Origin of the sequence: Chitinimonas koreensis (genome assembly GCF_014353015.1) — a bacterium.
In the GTDB taxonomy this organism is placed as follows: domain Bacteria; phylum Pseudomonadota; class Gammaproteobacteria; order Burkholderiales; family Chitinimonadaceae; genus Chitinimonas; species Chitinimonas koreensis.
In genome coordinates this window covers 701,355-718,118 of sequence record NZ_CP060704.1, presented here as the reverse complement: position 1 = coordinate 718,118, position 16,764 = coordinate 701,355, and the positions used below count along the sequence as shown (strand labels likewise).

The following is a 16,764-nucleotide window of genomic DNA, read 5'->3' as shown; positions in this document are numbered from 1 at the left end:
CCGATTCGAGCAAGCAACCGACCGATTTGGACACGGCTACCACAGCCGGGCCGGCGCGCCGTGCGAAACCGGTGTCGCCGCGCCGGCCGATGCGCATACCATCGCACCATGCCCGCCCTGCCCCTGTCCGCCCGCCATCTCTCCAACGCGCTCTGGTTCGGCCTGCTCGCGCTCGGCCTGCTCGCCGCGCTGGCAGCCACCCGCGGCGCGGTCGAGGTGCCGTTCTGGCGCGTGCCAGGGCTGCTGATGGCCGAGCCGGCCGGCGAAACCGAGCGGATGTGGCGCAGCGTGCTGATCGACGTGCGGCTGCCGCGCATCGTGCTGGCGCTGGCGGTCGGCGGCGCGCTGGCGGTGGCCGGCTGCGCGCTGCAGGCGGTGTTCCGCAACCCGCTGGCCGAGCCGGGCCTGATCGGCGCATCGAGCGGCGCGGCGCTGGCGGCCGCGCTGGTGCTGGCGGTGTTCCCCGGCTTCGCGCCGGCGCCGGCCGCCTTCGTGGGCGCACTGGCCGCCACCTGGCTGGCCTGGCTGATCGGCCGCGGCCACGACGCGGCGCGGCTGCTGCTGGCCGGCATCGCGCTCAACGCGCTGGCCGGCGCCGGCCTCACCTTGCTCAACTACCTGGCCGACGACGACGCGCTGCGCGGCACCCTGCTGTGGGCGATGGGCAGCCTGGCCGACGCCGGCTGGCCGACGCTGGGCTGGCTGCTGCCGATGCTGGCGCTGTGCGGCGGCCTGCTGTGGCGCGAAGCGCGCGCGCTCGACGCGCTGCTGCTGGGCGAGCGCGAGGCCTTCCACCTCGGATATGCGCTGACCTCGCTGCGCCGCCGGCTGGTAGCGCTGACCGCGCTGACCGTGGCGCTGACCGTGGCGGCCTGCGGCGCGCTGGCCTTCGTCGGCCTGATCGCGCCGCACCTGGCGCGCCTGCTGCTCGGGCCGTCGCACCGCGCGCTGCTGCCCGGCGCAGCGCTGATCGGCGCGGCCTGCATGCTGCTGGCCGACACGCTGGCACGCACCGCCGTGCTGCCGGCCGAATTGCCGATCGGCGCGCTGCTCAGCGCGGTCGGCGCGCCGTTCTTCCTGGCGCTGCTGGTGCGCAAGCGCTGAGCACGCATCGGCCTGCCGCCTCACCTCCCGCCGTAGATCGGGCTTTATGCCCGACGGCGCCTTTGGTTGGCGGCGCTGTCGGGCATAAAGCCCGACCTACCGGGCGCAGCGCTGCAGGAGCGGCTTCGCGGTGCCGCCGGCCAAGCTACCAATCGACGCGCCGTTCTTCCTGCCACTGTTGATGCGCAATCACGGATCGCGAAGCGGCCGGCTCCTTGACCGTAGGTCGGACTGCAGTCCGACAGCGATGCCAGCCACGGCTGCTGTCGGACCGAAGTCCGACCTGCTGGTCGCATCACCTGTAGGAGCGGCTTCAGCCGCGAATGGCGGTCGAGTCTCCTCCACCCATTCGCGGCTGAAGCCGCTCCTACGAGAACCCGCGGCGAGCGTCGCCGCAGTCCTTACTGCGCCGGCGCCCTGGGTGCGGCAGGTGCGGCCGGTGCGACCGGCGGCACCTTGGCCACCGGCGGGACCGGCGGCACCGGGGAACGGGCGGAATCGGCGGCAGCTTCGCCAGGTCGCGCACCATGTAGTCGGCCGGCGGCTTGAACAGGCCGGCGTCGGGCTCGGCGCGGCGGATCTTCGACAGCGCGTAGCTCGATTCGCCGCTGCGCGGATCGCGCGTGCGGGTCAGCAGCACCACCTTCAGCTCGGGCGAATACCACCGCTCGCTGACGATCTCGATCGGCTTCTCGTTGCCGATCCGGCCGGCCGCGATCACCCGGCGGCTCTGGCTGCCCTCGGCCTTCACCCCTTCGATCTCGCGGCTGCCCAGGCTCTTGCGCTCGCCGTCGGCCGGCGCCTCGCCGCCGCTGCCGGTGTCGATGCGCGTCTCGTTGCCCTGCTCGTCGCGCACCGACACCACGTGGCGCTCGATCCGCACGGTCTTGCCGCCGGCCTGGATCTCGCGGCCGCCGTCGACGACCGCCACCGGCGGAACGGCCGGCACCGACAACTTGCTGGCGAAGCGGCGCGCCGGGTCGATCAGGTAGTGCACGCCGGCCTGCGGGTCGTACACGAACACGCTGCGCACCTTGCCGTCCTCGGCCAGCAGCTCCTGCCGGGTGCGGCCCTGGCCGTCGCGGTAGAGCCGGCTCAGCGTGCGGCGGACGATACGGTTGCCGTCGGCCAGCACCTGCACCTTCTCGCTGGTCGCCTCGGCGCTGTAGGGCGCGCCCTTGACCCGCGCGGCCGCCGGGCCGAATTCCTGGCCGACGAAGGCCAGCGTGTCGCCGTCGCCGAGCGGCATGCCGGCCAGCTGCACGCTGATCGTCTCGGGGATCGGCGGCAGCGGGGGCAGCGGCGGCATGGCCGGGACCGCAGGCAGCGGAGGCAGCGGCACGCCGTCCTCGCCGACGCGGGTGATGTAGATGCGCTTCTCGCTCACGGTGCGCGGCTTGGTCGCCGGCACGGCGACGGCCGGTGCGGCCGGCGCAGCGGTCGGTGCGGCCGCGGCCAGTTGCAGCGGCGCTGCGGGCGCGTCGGCGGCAGTGGCCGCCGCGGCATCGGCCGCCGCATCGGCATGGACCGGCGGCGCCAGCAGCAGCGCCAGGACGAGGATGGACAGGGCGGGTTTCATCGGATTTCCTTTCGCAGCGTTCACATCAGGTGTCGGGCGTCGCGCACGAAGCGCAGCGCGAGTGCATTGCCGTCGTCGCCGACCAGCAGGTCGGCCTCGATCGGCCGGTCGGCCAGCGCCGGGTTGACCGGCAGGCCGTAGGCCGCCATCGCTTCGCGCGGCAGGCTGACCCGCACCATGCGCGCATGGCCGGCGCGTTCGAGCCGGGCCGGGTCGCCGAGCGGGATGAAGGCGGTGACCAGTTCGGCCGGCGGGCGCGCCACCGGCCCCGGCTCGATCACGCTCGGCGCGGCGCCGTGCTGCAGCAGCACCGGCCGCAGCCAGATCAGCGCGGCGAGGCCGGCCACGCAGGCGCCGCCGCCGAGCGGCAGCCACAGGCCGCCTTCCAGGCTCAGCCAGCCGCCCAGGCGGCGCAGCCGCTCGGCCAGCCGGCGCGGCCACGGCGGAGGCGCATGGCGGGCGCGGAAAGCGGCCTGCAGCGCGGCTTCGAGTTGCGGCGGCGGCTGTTCGCCGGCCAGCTCGGCGCGCAGCGGGGCCAAGGCCTCGCGCCAGGCGCGGTCCGGCTCGGCGCCGGCGTCGACGGGGGGATCGGGCAGTCGGTTCATGGGGTCGCCTCCAGGCCGGCCGGCGCGTGCCCGGCCAGCGCTTGCGCCAGCCGGGCGCGCGCACGGTTGAGCCGCGAGCGCACCGTGCCGATCGGGCAACCGATCACGGCAGCGGCGTCGAGATAGGGGAGTTCGTGCAGATCGCACAGCACCAGCGCCTCGCGGTAGGCGAAGGGCAGCGCCAGCACGGCGGCGCGCAGGCCGGCCAGGGTCTCGCCGCCGAGCAGGCTGGCCAGCGGGGTGTGGTCGTGGCCGGGCTCGGCCGCCTCGTCCCCGTCGTCGACCGGCGGTGCCGCCGGCTCGGCGCGGCCGCGCCGCACGTGGTTGCGCGCCACCCCCATCAGGAAGGCCGGCAGCGGGCCGCGCAGCGGATCGAAGCGTTCGGGCTGCTGGATCAGCAGCAGGAAGGCCTCCTGCGTCGCATCGGCCGCCAGCGCGGCCGAGCCGGCCAGCATCAGGGCGAAGCGGTAGACGGCGTCGCGATGGCGCCGGTACAGCGTCGTGAAGGCCGCCTCGTCGCCATTGCGCAGGCGGGCGAACAGCTCATCGTCGGTGGGTGGGGCGGCTGCGGGCACGGTGGGCTCGTCTGGGCGAATACGGTGGCGTTATCCGTATTCGGGCGAGCGTGGGGGAAAGTTCCAGAAAACTTGTGAAAGGTGAAACGTGAAATGTGAAACGTGGGTTTCGCCGCTGCGCGGCAGCTCGGATTCGTGCGGCACAGCCGCACCTTAACCCGTTGCCGCGCAGCGGCAGCCCCACGTTTCACCTTTCACGTTTCACACGGGGTTTTCACCTGAACCGCGCAGCGGATCATTCAGTGGCTCGTTGAGCTGCGTGCGCAGTCGCCGCGTCAGCACCTCGTCCGGCGGCATCATCAGCGCGAGGCAGGTCTCGGCCTGCTGGCGGAAGCTCATCTCGCGGTAGGCCTCGTAGCTCTTGGCCGCGGCGTTGGCGGCGGCGCCGAGCAGGCGGTTGTTGCGGCTCATCAGGCCCTCGGTGACCAGGCCCTCGCTGGCCGCGCGGAAGTTGCTCTCCACCATCTGCTGGGCGGCCTGGTTGGCCACCGCCGAGATGTGCTCGCCGGCGGCCTCGACCAGCTCCAGGAGCCGCGGCCGGCCGGCCACGCGCTGCGCCAGCAGCTCGTGCGCATGGCGGCCGGTATCGAAGCGCAGCGCGATCGGCCGCAGCCACTCGGCCAGCGTGGTGGCGATGTCGTCGGCGTAGAGCCGGTCGATCACGGTGAAGAAGTCGAGCGCGAATTCGAGGTTGAAATCGGGCGCATCCCAATGGCCCGACAGCTTGCGCAGGATGTCGATCGCCGCCAGCGGCTCGCGCCGCGCGATCGATTCCATCGCCACCGCCAGTTCGCCGTACCACTCGCCGCGGCGGCCGTCGGCGGCGATCGGCTCTTCCTTGTGCTTGGCCGCCATCTGCTTGACCAGGCTGGAGGCGTCGGGCGTCTGGCCGGCGTCGAACTGCAGTAGCGCAAGGTGGAACAGCGAGCGGAAGTCGAGATCGAGCGCGCGGCCGTTGAGCTTGACCGCCCGGCCCAGGTAGTCGGCCGCCTTGGCGGTGTCGCCCAGGCTCCAGGCCAGCTGGCCGGCCTTCTGCAGCCGCTGCAGGCTGCGCGGGGTGATCTTCACCGCCTGCTCGGTCACCTCGAGCGCCTCGGCGTAGCGCTCGTCCGACAGGTAGAGATCGACCAGCGCGTTGTAGACCGGCAGGTAGCGCAGGTGCTGGCTGAGGATGTCGACCATGGCGGCCTCGGCGGTCGCCTTGTCGCCCTGCTTGAGCGCCACCCGGGCCAGGCCCAGCTTGGCCCAGGCCGGGTTGCGCGCGGCCAGGATGCGCTTGTACATGGCGGCCGACTCGTTGTAGCGGCCGAGCCGGTAGAGGATGTTGGCCGACAGCTTGGCGATGTCGGTGATGTAGGGCGTCTTCAGCGCCATCATCTGCTGGGCGGTGCGCAGCGCCAGCGTGTAGTCGCGCACGTGCAGCGCCTCGTAGATGTCCATCAGCGCCTCGCGCCGCAGGAAGGCCTTCTCGATGCGCTCGGCCAGCGCGCCCGACTGCACCGGCTTGAGCATGTAGTCGTCGGGCGTCTCCTCGGCCACGCCGACCACGCGCGGATAGCTCGATTCGCCGGTGACCATGATGAAGATGGTCGACAGCGGCAGCGCCTTCTTCTCGCGCAGCTCCTCGAGCAGGTCCTGGCCGGTCTCGTCGGCATCGAAGTGGTATTCGCACAGCACGATGTCGTACTTGCCGTCGAGCAGCCGCCGCCGCGCCTCGGCCACGGTCGAGGCGGTATCGATGCGGCCGACGTCGAAGCTCTGCAGGATGGTGCGCAGCGACATGCGCACGGCGGAGGACGGATCGGCGATCAGGGCGGAGAGGGTGCGCTGCATGGGACCGGGTGGCGGGGCGGGGATGGGTTCATGTTAGGTGAGGCGCCGCTGTGCGGCGCGTGAAATGTGAACCGTGAAATGTGAAACGTGGATTTCGCCGCTTCGCGGCACCCGAATACGTACGGCACAGCCGCACCCAAACTCACCGCCGCGCAGCGGCAGCTCCACGTTTCACGTTTCACTTTTCGCGATTCACCTGCAGCAAGCGCGCATCCAGCTCCCGCGCCAGCGCGAACTCGAACCGTCCGCCCGCCGGCACGCCGTCCAGCGCCACGCCGGCGCTGCCGCCGGTCAGGCCGGCCGCCAGCACGCGGCGCTCGGCGCCGACGTGGACCACCGTCAGCCGCGGATAGGCGGCCGCGTTCCAGCTCAGCCGCAGCGTGCCACCCGCCTCGCGCCAGTCGACCTGCGGCGGCGCCACCGGGCCGGCGCCTGCCCGGCTGGCTGCGGCGCGGTCGGCGTCGGGCAGCGCGACGCCGTCCTTCAGCAGCGAAAGCCCCGCCAGCGCCCCCGGATACGGCAGCGCGACGCGGAACGCGCGCGTGCCCGGCGCGCCATCGGCCACCTCGACCATGCGCACCGGCTGCTCGCGCACGCTGCCGTCGGCCAGCGCCAGGCGCAGCAGGTGGCTGCCGCCGGCGCTGTAGTCGGGCTGGCCGCGCATCGCCGCGACCGGCGCGAAGCGCACGCCGTCAGGGCCGATACGGCCGCGGATCACCAGGAGGTCGGTCTCGGCCGGCGCGCCGAGCACCTGGGCATAGGTGTTCGACTCGAGATAGGTCTGCGTGCCGCGGTAGTTGTAGTCGGCGAACCAGCTGGCGGCGCAATAGCCCATCAGGTCGGCCTGGCCCGACGGGTCGGCCAGCGTGCCCTGCGTGCCGTCGAACAGCGGCGCGCTGCCGAGCAGGCCGCCGGCGTAGGGGTAGGACGGATCGGGGTCGACCACGTTGCTGCACGGCGAATGGCTGCGGCCGAAGTTGTGGCCCAGCTCGTGCAGCATGGTCGAATAGTGATCGCCCGGCCCGCCGGCCTCGATGCCGACCGCCGTGGCGAAGCGCGGCTGGCCCAGCTGGTTGACGTAGCCGAGCCCGACGGTCTGGGCGCCCGACAGGTTGGGCTTGGGCACGATGCCGAAGTAGTGGCGCGCTGGCGCCTCGTTGCGGCGCAGCTCGTCGACCTCGTCGAGGATGGTCTGCCAGTCGGAGAAATCGGTCGGCGGCGCGTTGAGGCGGGTCAGGTGGTAGCTGCCGGCGCGCGCCGTCACCTCGACCGCGGCGTCGGCCAGCGGCAGCGCGCGCACCAGGTGGCCGCGCACGGTGGCGGTGTCGAACGCCGCCGCGGTGCTGCTGCCGGCCTGCAGCCGCACCAGGGTGAGCTTGAGATTGGTCGGCAGGCCCATCGCCGGCGTGGCGCCGAGCGGATTGCCGACCAGCGGCACCACCGTGACGTTGAAGCCGCTCGGCACCTGCGCCGCGGTCAGCGTGACGTTGAAGGTCTGCGCCAGGCTGTAGGGCTGCGCCGCGGTCGGCAGCGTGGCCGGCCCGCTCATCGGCAGGCTGGCCACCGTCGCGCCGCTGCCGTTGCGCACCAGCAGCGTCACGCCCGGATTGGGCGTGCCGGCCACGCTGCCGAGCACGTAGGCGCGCACCAGCACCGGCTTGTTCGGCACCAGCCGCTGGTAGGCGTCGCCGGCCTGCTGCGAATAGCTCTGGGCGAAATCGATGCGCGCCACCGTCGGCGGCGGCGCGGCGCTGACCGCGTAGCCGCCGGCCGTCACCGCCGGCTGCGAATCGGACAGCAGCAGCACCGCGCCGCTGCTGGCGCCGGCCGGCACGGTGAAGCGCAGCTGGCCGGCGCTGCGGCCGGCCGCGATGGCGACGGCGCCGCCGTTGAGCGTGATGCCGCGCACTTCGTCGAGGCCGCTGCCCGTGATGGTGACCACCGTGCCGGCCAGGCCGTAGGCCGGGCTCATCGCGCCGACCGTGATCGCGGCGGCGACGCGGAACGATTGCGCCAGCGCCAGCGTGTCGCCCTGCAGCGTGCGCAGGCTCAAGGGGTAGTTGCCGGGCGCCAGCCCGGCCGGCACCGCCACGCTCAGGCTGCCGTTCTGCGCACTGCCCGGCGCTGCGCCGAGGCTGCCGAACAGCACCTGCTGCACGCGGTCGAGGCCGTTGCCGGTCAGGACGAGGCTGCTGCCGACGATGCCGGCGGCCGGGCTGGCGGCATCGACGCGCACCGGCTGCAGCACCGTCAGCGCGACGCGCGCCACGCGTTCCTGGCCGCCGGCGCCGGTCAGCACCGGCGTGCCGCTCAGCGCCTCGGCCGGCACGTCGACGGTCAGCTGGTCGGCCGCGCGGGCGACGATGGGCAGCGTCACCGTGCCGAGCCTCGCGGCGGTCACGCCGTCGAGAAAGCTGCCGCGCAGCACCACCCGCCCGCCGGCCGCCACCTGGGCCGGCTCGATCGCGGTCACCGTGGCGGCGGTCACCGTCACGCTGAAGGACGACACCACCGCGCTGCCGCCGCCGGACAATTCGAGCGCGCTGCTGACCGCCTGGGCCGGCACGACCACGGTCAGGCTGCTGTCGGACTGGCGCACGAACGCGGCGGCATCGCTGCCGAGCCGCACTGAAGTGACGCGCGAGAAGCCGCTGCCGCTCACCGTCAGCGTGGCGCCGGGCGCAGCGCTCTGCGGGCTGACGGCGGTGATGGCCAGCGCGGCGGCCTGCGTCGCGCCGCCGTCGCCGCCCCCTCCGCCGCCGCCGCAGGCCGCCAGGACGAGAAGGACGAGGCAGCAGCCCAGGCGGGCGAGCAGCAGGCGGATCATGGCGCAGGCTCCGGAAAGGTCGGCGGAAAAGAGGAGATCACCGCTCAGAACAGCGGTTCGGGCGCGACGACGATGCCGTCCTCGTCGGCATACAGCCAGTGGCCCGGCACGAAGCGCACGCCGGCGAACTGCAGCACGCCGTCGCGCGTGCCTTCGCCGCGCTTCACGCTCTTGCGCGGGTGGGTGCCGATGGCGCGGATGCCGACCTCCTGGACGTCGAGCTCGACCGTGTCGCGCACGCAGCCCCACACCACGATGCCGGACCAGCCGTTCTGCACCGCCAGCTCGCCGAGCTGGCCGCCGACCAGCGCGCAGCGCGTGCTGCCGCCGCCGTCGATCACCAGCACGCGGCCGTGGCCGGCGGTCTCGAGCGCGCTGCGCACCAGCGAGTTGTCCTCGAACACCTTGAGCGTGGCGACGGGCCCGGCGAAGCGGACGCGGCGGCCGAAATGGCGGAACAGCGGATCGGCCACCTGGACGCGGTCGCCGTGGTCGTCGCAGAGATCGGTGGTGTGGAAGGTCATGGCAGCGCTCCTGTGCGAGGGGATCGGAAGGGGTCGGGCTGTGCGCGATGCAGCCGGCATAGACCCGAGCTTAGAGCGTTCGGCCGGCAATTACACCCGGCAACGAAAACGGGGAGCCTGCGCTCCCCGTCCGGCCTGCCCGCGCAGAGCACCGCTCAGCGCAGCCCCAGCACGTCCTGCATGTCGTACAGCCCGGCCGGCCGGTCGCGCAGCCAGCGCGCGGCGCGCACCGCGCCCTGGGCGAAGGTGGCGCGGCTCGAAGCCTTGTGGCTGATCTCGACGCGTTCGCCGTCGGCCATGAACATCACCGTATGGTCGCCGACCACGTCGCCGCCGCGCACGGTGGCGAAGCCGATGGTCGACGGGTCGCGCGCGCCGGTCACGCCCTCGCGGCCGTAGACCGCGCATTCGGCCAGGTCGCGGCCGAGCGCATCGGCCACCACTTCGCCCATGCGCAGCGCGGTGCCGGACGGCGCGTCGACCTTGTGGCGGTGATGCGCCTCGACGATCTCGATGTCGTAGCCGCTGGACAGCACCTTGGCGGCCATTTCCAGCAGCTTGAAGGTGAGGTTCACGCCGACGCTCATATTGGGCGCGAACACGATGCCGATGTCGGCCGCCGCCTCGCGCAGCGCGGCGCGGCCGGCCTCGTCGAAACCGGTGGTGCCGACCACCAGCTTGACGCCGTGGCGGCGGCAGGCGGCCAGGTGGGCCAGCGTGCCCTCGGGCCGGGTGAAGTCGATCAATACGTCGGCCTCGGCCAGCGCGGCCTCGAAATCGCTGCGCACCGCCACCCCGGTGACCCGGCCCAGCGGCAGGCCGGCGTCCTGGCCCAGGCTGGCCGCGCCGTCGCGGTCGAGCGCCACCGCCAGCACGCAGTCGTCGTGCGCCGCCACGGTCTCGATCAGCACGCGCCCCATGCGGCCCGAAGTGCCGGCGATGGCGATCCGCAGCGCGCTCATCGGCCCGGCCCCTGGCCCTTGGGCTGGTTGGCCTTGGCCGCGGCGCGCGGATCCTCGGGCGCCTGCTCGGTGATGCGCGCATCGGCCGGCAGCGTGTCGCCGCCCATGCCGATCACCCGGTCGCCGTCGAACAGCACGTGGTAGCGCTTGCTCTGCTGCAATTCGCCGCGCTTGCTGTCGAAGAACACGTAGTCCCAGCGGTTGGCATGGAAAGTGTCGGCCAGCAGCGGCGTCCCCAGGACGAAACGGACCTGCGCGCGCGTCATGCCCAGCTTGAGCTTGGCGACCTGGTCGGCGGTGATGGCATTGCCTTGCGGCACGTCGAGCTTGTACGGGGTGAGATAGCTGCAGGCCGACAGGCCGGCGAGCAGGAAGGCGATCAGCAGGGGGCGCATGGAGGGGCTGGAAACCTGGACGTAGGGGGCTTGAGACTGCGGCTTGCCGCGCAAAGTGCCGTATCATAGCTTGCAAACACTGTTTCCGGGACGCCCACGATGAGCAAAGCAAGCGACCTCAAGGATGCCGGCCTGAAGGCCACCGGCCCCCGCCTGAAGATCCTCAATCTGTTCGAGATCAGCGACCAGCGCCACCTGAGCGCCGAAGACGTCTACCGCATGCTGCTGGACGAGCACGACGACGTCGGCCTCGCCACCGTCTACCGCGTGCTGACCCAGTTCGAACAGGCCGGCCTCCTGGTCCGCCACCATTTCGAATCGGGCAAGGCGGTGTTCGAACTGAACCAGGGCGGCCACCACGACCACCTGGTCTGCGTGAAGTGCGGCAAGGTCGAGGAGTTCTACGACGTCGAGATCGAGAAGCGGCAGGACGCCATCGCCGAGGAGCACGGCTTCCTGATCCAGGACCACGCGATGTACCTGTACGGCGTGTGCGGCGACTGCCGGACCCGGCTGGCCGGCAAGCTGAAGGCGCAATGATCCCCTGGCTCGGCCGCGCGCTGCAGTTCCCGCCGGTCGAGACGGCGCTGGCGGAGCCCAACGGCCTGCTGGCCGCCGGCGGCGACCTGGTGCCCGAGCGGCTGCTGCTGGCCTATCGCCACGGCATCTTCCCCTGGTTCGCGCCGGGCGAACCGATCCTGTGGTGGAGCCCCGACCCGCGCATGGTGCTGATCCCGGCCGAGCTGCACGTCGGCCGCTCGCTGATCAAGAACCTGCGCCACAAGCCCTACGAAGTACGCTTCGACAGCGCGTTCCGCACCGTGATGGAACGCTGCGCCGCGACGCCCCGGCCGGGCCAGGACGGCACCTGGATCGTGCCCGAGATGGTCGACGCCTATTGCCGGCTGCACGAACTCGGCTGGGCCACAGTGCCGAATGCTGGATGGACGGCGAGCTGGCGGGCGGACTCTATGGTGTCGCCATCGGCCGGATGTTCTACGGTGAATCGATGTTCGCGCTGCGGCCCGACGCCTCCAAGCTGGCCTTCGTCCACTTGGTGCGCTGGCTCGAGCAGGCCGGCTTCGGCATGATCGACTGCCAGATGGCCACCCGCCACCTGGCCCGCTTCGGCGGCCGCGAGCTCGACCGCGCCGACTTCCTCGCGCGGCTGCGGCCGCTGGTGGCCGCCGACGCCGCGCCCGGCCGCTGGCGCTACGCCGCGCACGGCGAACCGGCCCGGCCCGCCACGACAGGAGCAAGCAGTTGAGCCATCCGAACGACAGCCGCCTGATCCGGCTCCAGTTCTATGCCACGGCCCCTACCCGTGCAGCTACCTCGACGACCACATGGCGCGCTCGCAGGTGGCGATCCCGGCCGAGCTGATCGACACCCACATCTACAGCCAGCTGGTGCGCAACGGCTTCCGCCGCAGCGGCCTGTTCACCTACCGGCCCTGGTGCGACCAGTGCCGCGCCTGCGTGCCGGTGCGGCTGCAGGTGGCCGACTTCGCGCCCGACCGCACCCAGCGCCGCACCTGGAAACGCCACGGCGACCTGACGGTGACGATGCTGCCGCTCGAATACCGCGACGCCCACTACCAGCTCTACCACCGCTACCAGAAGAGCCGCCACGCCGGCGGCGGCATGGACGAGGACAGCCGCGAGCAATACGAGAACTTCATCCTGAAGAGCCAGGTCGACAGCTTCCTGGCGGAGTTCCGCCAGGGCGACGCGGTCAAGATGGTCAGCCTGGTCGACCGGCTGTCGGACGGGCTGAGCTCGGTCTACACCTTCTTCGAGCCCGACGACGCCGGCACCAGCTACGGCACCTACAACATCCTGTGGCAGGTGGAGCTGGCGCGGCAGCTGGGCCTGCCCTACGTCTACCTCGGCTACTGGATCGGCGCCTGCCGCAAGATGGCCTACAAGACCAGCTTCAAGCCGATCGAAGGCCTGATCGACGGGGTGTGGCGGCCGCTGCGGCTTCCTTGACGGGCTTTGCACCATCGGTGCGATCCGATCTGCAGTGCGGCATCCGGCGTAGCCGGATGTTCGAGGTCGGAACCGACTGAAACAGCGGTCGCCCCTGATTCATCCCTACTCCCCCGCCCTCGCCGCCACCGGGGTCCCCGCAAAGTCGAAGACTTTGTGGGGTGGTCCAGAGGGAGCCTCGCTGGCGCTCGTTCGCTCTGCGTCGAACCGGCGGTTAGGCATATCGCTACGCTCATGCCGGTTACCAGCGCCGCCGTGTTTGAAGTGAAGCGCCATGCAGACGCTTCAGCACGATCGTCGATGGCCCAGGCCCATCTGTTCGTCACGTCCCCACCTGGAAATGCGCCACGTGCTGGCGCAGATCGTTGACCACCCCGAGCAGCTGTTCCACCCCGGCGTCGATCGCGCGCATCGCGCCGGCGGCCGCTTCGATGCGTTCGCCGATCTCGGCCATGCCGATCGCGGTCTCCTCGACCGAGGCGGCCTGGCCGCGCGTGGTGTCGGCGATCTCGGTCGCCAGCTCGCGCATCTCGCCGGTGCCCTTCACGATCGCGTCCTGGCCGACCATGGCGTTGGCCACTTCGCCGGCGCCGGCGCGCACGCCTTCGGTCACCTCGCCCATCGCCCGCGCCGCCGAGGCGGTCACGCTGCCGATCTGCTCGGTCATGCGCGCGATGCTGGCGGTCGACTGCGCGGTACGCTCGGCCAGCTTGCGCACCTCGTCGGCCACCACCGCGAAGCCGCGGCCCTCGCTGCCGGCGCGCGCCGCTTCGATCGCGGCATTCAGCGCCAGCAGATTGGTCTGGTCGGCGATCTCGCGGATGGTGCCGGCCACCGAATCGATCTGGCCGGCCGCGTCGCCGAGCTGCTCGATCAGCGCGGCCGATTGCCGCGTCGCCTCGGTCAGCCGCTCGCCGGCCGCCTGCGAGCGCGCCATCGCGGCCTGGGCATCGCGTGCGGTCGCCGCCGCCTCGTGGGCTCGCTCGGCGGTGCGCTGGATATTGCGCGAGACGTCCTGCACCGCCACCGACAGCTCCTCGGCCGCCGCGCCGATGCGGGCGGCGCGTTCGCTGGCCTGGTCGGCCTGCTGGCTGGTGTCGCCGGCGCGCGCCTTGAGCGAATCGGACACGCTGGCCACGCTGCCCACCGCGTCGCGGATCAGCCGGATGGTGTGGGCCTGCGCCTCGATCATGCGGTTGACCGAGCGCGCGGTGTCGCCGATCTCGTTGCGGCCGTAGTCGGGCAGCTTGCGCGTCAGGTCGCCGCCGATGCGCTGCAGGAAATCGCGGATGTCGGCCAGCGGGCCCGTGATGCTGCCGGCGATCCACCACACCGCGCCGAACAGCAGCGCCGCGCCGATGCCGATCACCGCCAGCACGATGGCCTGTTCGCGCTGGGTGGCCGCGGCCTGGGCATCGCCATGGGCATGCGCGTCGCGCTCGATCAGCTCGCTGAACTTCTCCATGCTGCCCTCGAGCTTCTCGAAGCTGGCCGCGAAGGCCTGGAAGGCCTGGTCGGCATCGGCCGCACGCGCCTCGAACTTGGCCGAGACCTCCTTCGCCTGCCGCACGTAGGCCTCCAGGTCCGGCTTCAGCGCATCGAGCGCCGCGCGCTGCGGCGGCGGCAGCTCGGCGCGGTCGTTCTCGCCGATCAGCCGGTTGAAATTGTCGAGGTGATCGGCCAGATCGGCGTGCACCGCCTTGAACTCGTCGGCCGACTGGCTGGGCTGGGCCATCAGCCGGAACAGGTTGAGCACGTCGGCGCGGATCGCGTCGTGCATCATGTCCGCCTCGGTCTGGTTGCGCAGCACGCCGACGATGCGGTTCGACTGTTCCATCGCGGCCACCAGGTTGCGGCTGCCGACGAAACCGACCAGGCCGACCGCCAGCAGGATCGCCATGGCGATCGCACCGAGCAGCAGCAGGCGGAGCTTGATCGAGAGTTGTTTCATGCAGACCTCCTATGAACAGGATTCCCACGGCGCCGTCCGCCGGGACATCGATGCGGGCAGCCAAGGATCGAGCATGCCCGGAAATCGCCTCGACGAAATATTTTATATTTAAATCAATAGCCGTCGTCAGTCGGCTGTGGCGCCCGATTCCGCCGCCGCTTGTCGGCCGGTACCGGCAGGCGGCATGCTACGCCGCCGCCGCACGCCATCCGGCCACGGCGCCGTTCCTAGACGTTTATAGCTTCCGCCCGTGCCGCTCGCCCCTTCTCATGCCCGCCACCTCCACCTCGCGCTGGCCGACGCCGCCTCGGGCACACCGCGCCAGTGGTGGCATCTCGAGATCGCCGCCCGGCTGCCGGCCGAACCGCGGCCCGGCCCGCTCGTCCGCACGCTGGCCCGCTGCCTGCGCGGCCGCTTCGGCGGGCTGTGGCTGCCGCTGGCCGCCGCGCTGGGCCTGGCCGGCCTGCAGCCCTATCGCGGCCAGGGCCGGCCGGCCGCCGCGCGCCAGGCCGAGGAGGCCGCCATGGTGGCGCTCTGCCTCGACGCCGTGCTGCTCGGCCTGGGCAGCCTCAACGCCAGCCGGCAACTGCTGCTGATCGTGCTGGCGCTGGCCGGCGCCACGGTCGGCGGCACGCTGGTCTGGCGCGAGCGGCGCCGGGCCGACCGGGCGCTGGCCGCCGACCATGCCGCCGTCGCAGCGCAGCGGACGCCGAGCGAGGCCGCGCTCGGCCTGGCCGCGCTGCTGGTGGCCGATGAAGGCGCCGGTGCGGCCGACTATGCCGCCGCCCGCGCCGAAGCGGAACGGCTGGCGAGCCGGCCGGACCGCCTCACGCCGGCGCAGGCCGCACGGCTCGGCCTCGCCGCGCCGGCACCCGGCTGGGCGCTGATGGCCGCGCTGCGGGCGGCGGCCGGCTTCGCCGCCGGCGTGGCCGCGGTGGCCTGGCCGTGCTGGCTGGTCGCATCGAGCTGGCAGCTCGCGCCGAGCCTGCTCGGCGCCGGCCTGGTGCACTACGTCGCCGCCGGCCACCGGCCGCGCTGGTGGCGCCGCGCGCTGCGCACCGTGCTGGCCGGCCTGGCCTGCTTCGCCGCGGGCTGGCTGCTGGTCCGGTAGCAGCGAGCCGCCGCAAGCCTCGCATCAGCGCCAACTTGATAACCATTCGCATTAACATTAGTATTTTCGGTTGTCATCCTGACTATTTGCCCACTCGAGGAAGAACAGCAATGAAAGCCCTCCGCCTCACCCTGATCGCCGCCGCCCTCGCCGGCAGCCTGGTCGCCCGCGCCGAAGTGACGCCCGCCGACGTGGCCGGCCACTACGCCACCCTGGTCGAGGCCAGCTACCAGGACGCCCTCGGCGGCGCCAAGAAGCTGCAGGCGGCGGTCGACGCCTTCCTCGCGGCGCCGAGCGAAGACACCCTGAAGGCGGCGCGCCAGAGCTGGCTCGACGCGCGCGAGTGGTACGGCCAGACCGAGGCGTTCCGCTTCTACGCCGGCCCGATCGATTCCGACGACGGCCCCGAAGGCCGCATCAACGCCTGGCCGATGGACGAGGCCTACGTCGACTACGTCAAGGGCAAGCCCCGCGCCGGCATCATCAACAACCCCAAGACCAAGCTGACGCGCGAAGCGCTGGCCGGCCTCAACGAGAAGGGCGGCGAGGAGAACATCAGCACCGGCTGGCACGCGATCGAATTCCTGCTGTGGGGCCAGGATCTGTCCAAGGACGGCCCGGGCGCGCGCGCCTACACCGACTTCGTCGACGGCAAGGCGCCCAACGCCGACCGCCGCCGCACCTACCTCAAGATCGTGACCGACCTGCTGGTCGACGACCTGGCGACCGTGGCCCAGGCCTGGGCGCCCAACGCGTCCAACTACCGCGCCAAGTTCGTCGCCGACAAGGATGCGCTGCAGAAGATCCTGACCGGCATCGGCACGCTGTCGCGCGGCGAGCTGGCCGGCGAGCGCATGGAGGTCGCGCTGGCCTCCAAGGCCCAGGAAGACGAGCACAGCTGCTTCTCGGACAACACCCACCGCGACGTGGTCGCCAACGCGACCGGCATCCAGAACGTGTGGGAAGGCCGCTTCAAGCGCGCCGACGGCAGCGTGGTCAGCGGCCCGAGCCTGCGCGAGCTGGTCGCCGCCAAGGACGCCAAGCTGGCCGAGAAGACCAGCGCCGACATCGCCAACTCGGTCAAGCTGGCGGGCGAAATCCAGGCCCCGTTCGACCAGGAGATCGCCGGCAAGAACAACGCGCCGGGCCGCCAGCGCGTGCGTGCTACCATCGACGCCCTCAAGAAGCAGGCCGGCGACGTGGTGAACGCCGCCAAGGCGCTGGGCATCAAGAAGCTCAACACCAGCGTCTGATCGCCGCGGCGGGCCGAGCCCCGCCCCTGCCCGCCGCGAACCCCACCGGGGCAT

At 72.1% G+C, this 16,764-nt stretch carries 14 protein-coding genes and 1 pseudogene; 6 read left to right on the top strand and 9 right to left on the bottom strand.

Annotation, left to right across the window (positions count from 1 at the left end):
• Positions 1 to 108 precede the first annotated feature (108 nt).
• On the top strand, positions 109 to 1,104 hold the full coding sequence (locus H9L41_RS03060) for a FecCD family ABC transporter permease (protein WP_084300052.1): 996 nt from the start codon (positions 109 to 111) through the stop codon (positions 1,102 to 1,104).
• Between the two features lie 367 nt (positions 1,105 to 1,471).
• Here H9L41_RS03060 and H9L41_RS03055 read toward each other — a convergent pair whose 3' ends face one another.
• The 8 genes from H9L41_RS03055 to H9L41_RS03020 all read right to left on the bottom strand — a co-directional run bounded on the left by H9L41_RS03055 (position 1,472) and on the right by H9L41_RS03020 (position 10,404).
• Positions 1,472 to 2,683: a hypothetical protein gene (locus H9L41_RS03055; protein ID WP_187523669.1), complete on the bottom strand. Its 1,212-nt coding sequence runs from the start codon at positions 2,681 to 2,683 to the stop codon at positions 1,472 to 1,474.
• 20 nt (positions 2,684 to 2,703) lie between these two features.
• A complete protein-coding gene (locus H9L41_RS03050; protein ID WP_028445602.1) occupies positions 2,704 to 3,288 on the bottom strand; it encodes a hypothetical protein in 585 nt (194 codons plus the stop codon).
• Positions 3,285 to 3,863: an RNA polymerase sigma factor gene (locus H9L41_RS03045; protein ID WP_028445601.1), complete on the bottom strand. Its 579-nt coding sequence runs from the start codon at positions 3,861 to 3,863 to the stop codon at positions 3,285 to 3,287. The genes H9L41_RS03050 and H9L41_RS03045 overlap by 4 nt, the downstream gene beginning before the upstream one ends.
• Before the next feature lie 201 nt (positions 3,864 to 4,064).
• Positions 4,065 to 5,696 carry a response regulator gene (locus tag H9L41_RS03040; protein ID WP_028445600.1) on the bottom strand — a complete coding sequence of 544 codons (1,632 nt, stop codon included), beginning with the start codon at positions 5,694 to 5,696 and terminating at the stop codon, positions 4,065 to 4,067.
• A gap of 178 nt (positions 5,697 to 5,874) precedes the next feature.
• Positions 5,875 to 8,523: an IPT/TIG domain-containing protein gene (locus H9L41_RS03035; protein WP_028445599.1), complete on the bottom strand. Its 2,649-nt coding sequence runs from the start codon at positions 8,521 to 8,523 to the stop codon at positions 5,875 to 5,877.
• 44 nt (positions 8,524 to 8,567) lie between these two features.
• Complete coding sequence (rraA, locus tag H9L41_RS03030) at positions 8,568 to 9,047, bottom strand: ribonuclease E activity regulator RraA (protein ID WP_028445598.1); 480 nt, start codon at positions 9,045 to 9,047, stop codon at positions 8,568 to 8,570.
• A gap of 155 nt (positions 9,048 to 9,202) precedes the next feature.
• Positions 9,203 to 10,009, bottom strand: a complete 807-nt coding sequence (gene dapB / locus H9L41_RS03025; RefSeq protein WP_034606556.1) for a 4-hydroxy-tetrahydrodipicolinate reductase — start codon at positions 10,007 to 10,009, stop codon at positions 9,203 to 9,205.
• On the bottom strand, positions 10,006 to 10,404 hold the full coding sequence (locus H9L41_RS03020; protein ID WP_034606554.1) for an outer membrane protein assembly factor BamE: 399 nt from the start codon (positions 10,402 to 10,404) through the stop codon (positions 10,006 to 10,008). The genes dapB and H9L41_RS03020 overlap by 4 nt, the downstream gene beginning before the upstream one ends.
• A 99-nt stretch (positions 10,405 to 10,503) precedes the next feature.
• Here H9L41_RS03020 and fur point away from each other — a divergent pair, with 99 nt between their 5' ends.
• The 3 genes and pseudogenes from fur to H9L41_RS03005 all read left to right on the top strand — a co-directional run bounded on the left by fur (position 10,504) and on the right by H9L41_RS03005 (position 12,395).
• Positions 10,504 to 10,944 carry a ferric iron uptake transcriptional regulator gene (gene fur / locus H9L41_RS03015; RefSeq protein ID WP_028445596.1) on the top strand — a complete coding sequence of 147 codons (441 nt, stop codon included), beginning with the start codon at positions 10,504 to 10,506 and terminating at the stop codon, positions 10,942 to 10,944.
• Positions 10,941 to 11,671: pseudogene (gene aat / locus H9L41_RS25995) on the top strand (leucyl/phenylalanyl-tRNA--protein transferase). Before fur ends, aat begins: the two are co-directional and overlap by 4 nt.
• Positions 11,672 to 11,750: 79 nt before the next feature.
• Entirely contained in the window at positions 11,751 to 12,395 is a 645-nt protein-coding gene (locus H9L41_RS03005; RefSeq protein ID WP_308419577.1) for an arginyltransferase, read from the top strand.
• A 322-nt stretch (positions 12,396 to 12,717) separates the two neighbouring features.
• On the opposite strand, the gene H9L41_RS03000 is transcribed toward H9L41_RS03005, so the two are convergent.
• The gene (locus H9L41_RS03000; protein ID WP_028445593.1) at positions 12,718 to 14,346 is read right to left on the bottom strand and encodes a methyl-accepting chemotaxis protein; all 1,629 of its coding nucleotides are present in this window, start codon (positions 14,344 to 14,346) and stop codon (positions 12,718 to 12,720) included.
• A 250-nt stretch (positions 14,347 to 14,596) separates the two neighbouring features.
• On the opposite strand from H9L41_RS03000, the gene H9L41_RS02995 reads away from it, so the two are divergent.
• Entirely contained in the window at positions 14,597 to 15,457 is an 861-nt protein-coding gene (locus H9L41_RS02995) for a hypothetical protein (protein WP_028445592.1), read from the top strand.
• Positions 15,458 to 15,567: 110 nt separating this feature from the next.
• Entirely contained in the window at positions 15,568 to 16,710 is a 1,143-nt protein-coding gene (locus H9L41_RS02990) for an imelysin family protein (protein ID WP_028445591.1), read from the top strand.
• Positions 16,711 to 16,764: the final 54 nt, after the last annotated feature.

What these genes read in the sequence shown, in the direction of transcription:
- H9L41_RS03060 (WP_084300052.1), top strand. Translation starts at nt 109, where the DNA reads ATGCCCGCCCTGCCCCTGTCCGCCCGCCATCTCTCCAACGCGCTCTGG.
- H9L41_RS03055 (WP_187523669.1), bottom strand. Translation starts at nt 2,683, where the DNA reads ATGAAACCCGCCCTGTCCATCCTCGTCCTGGCGCTGCTGCTGGCGCCG.
- H9L41_RS03050 (WP_028445602.1), bottom strand. Translation starts at nt 3,288, where the DNA reads ATGAACCGACTGCCCGATCCCCCCGTCGACGCCGGCGCCGAGCCGGAC.
- H9L41_RS03040 (WP_028445600.1), bottom strand. Translation starts at nt 5,696, where the DNA reads ATGCAGCGCACCCTCTCCGCCCTGATCGCCGATCCGTCCTCCGCCGTG.
- H9L41_RS03035 (WP_028445599.1), bottom strand. Translation starts at nt 8,523, where the DNA reads ATGATCCGCCTGCTGCTCGCCCGCCTGGGCTGCTGCCTCGTCCTTCTC.
- rraA (WP_028445598.1), bottom strand. Translation starts at nt 9,047, where the DNA reads ATGACCTTCCACACCACCGATCTCTGCGACGACCACGGCGACCGCGTC.
- dapB (WP_034606556.1), bottom strand. Translation starts at nt 10,009, where the DNA reads ATGAGCGCGCTGCGGATCGCCATCGCCGGCACTTCGGGCCGCATGGGG.
- H9L41_RS03020 (WP_034606554.1), bottom strand. Translation starts at nt 10,404, where the DNA reads ATGCGCCCCCTGCTGATCGCCTTCCTGCTCGCCGGCCTGTCGGCCTGC.
- fur (WP_028445596.1), top strand. Translation starts at nt 10,504, where the DNA reads ATGAGCAAAGCAAGCGACCTCAAGGATGCCGGCCTGAAGGCCACCGGC.
- H9L41_RS03005 (WP_308419577.1), top strand. Translation starts at nt 11,751, where the DNA reads ATGGCGCGCTCGCAGGTGGCGATCCCGGCCGAGCTGATCGACACCCAC.
- H9L41_RS03000 (WP_028445593.1), bottom strand. Translation starts at nt 14,346, where the DNA reads ATGAAACAACTCTCGATCAAGCTCCGCCTGCTGCTGCTCGGTGCGATC.
- H9L41_RS02990 (WP_028445591.1), top strand. Translation starts at nt 15,568, where the DNA reads ATGAAAGCCCTCCGCCTCACCCTGATCGCCGCCGCCCTCGCCGGCAGC.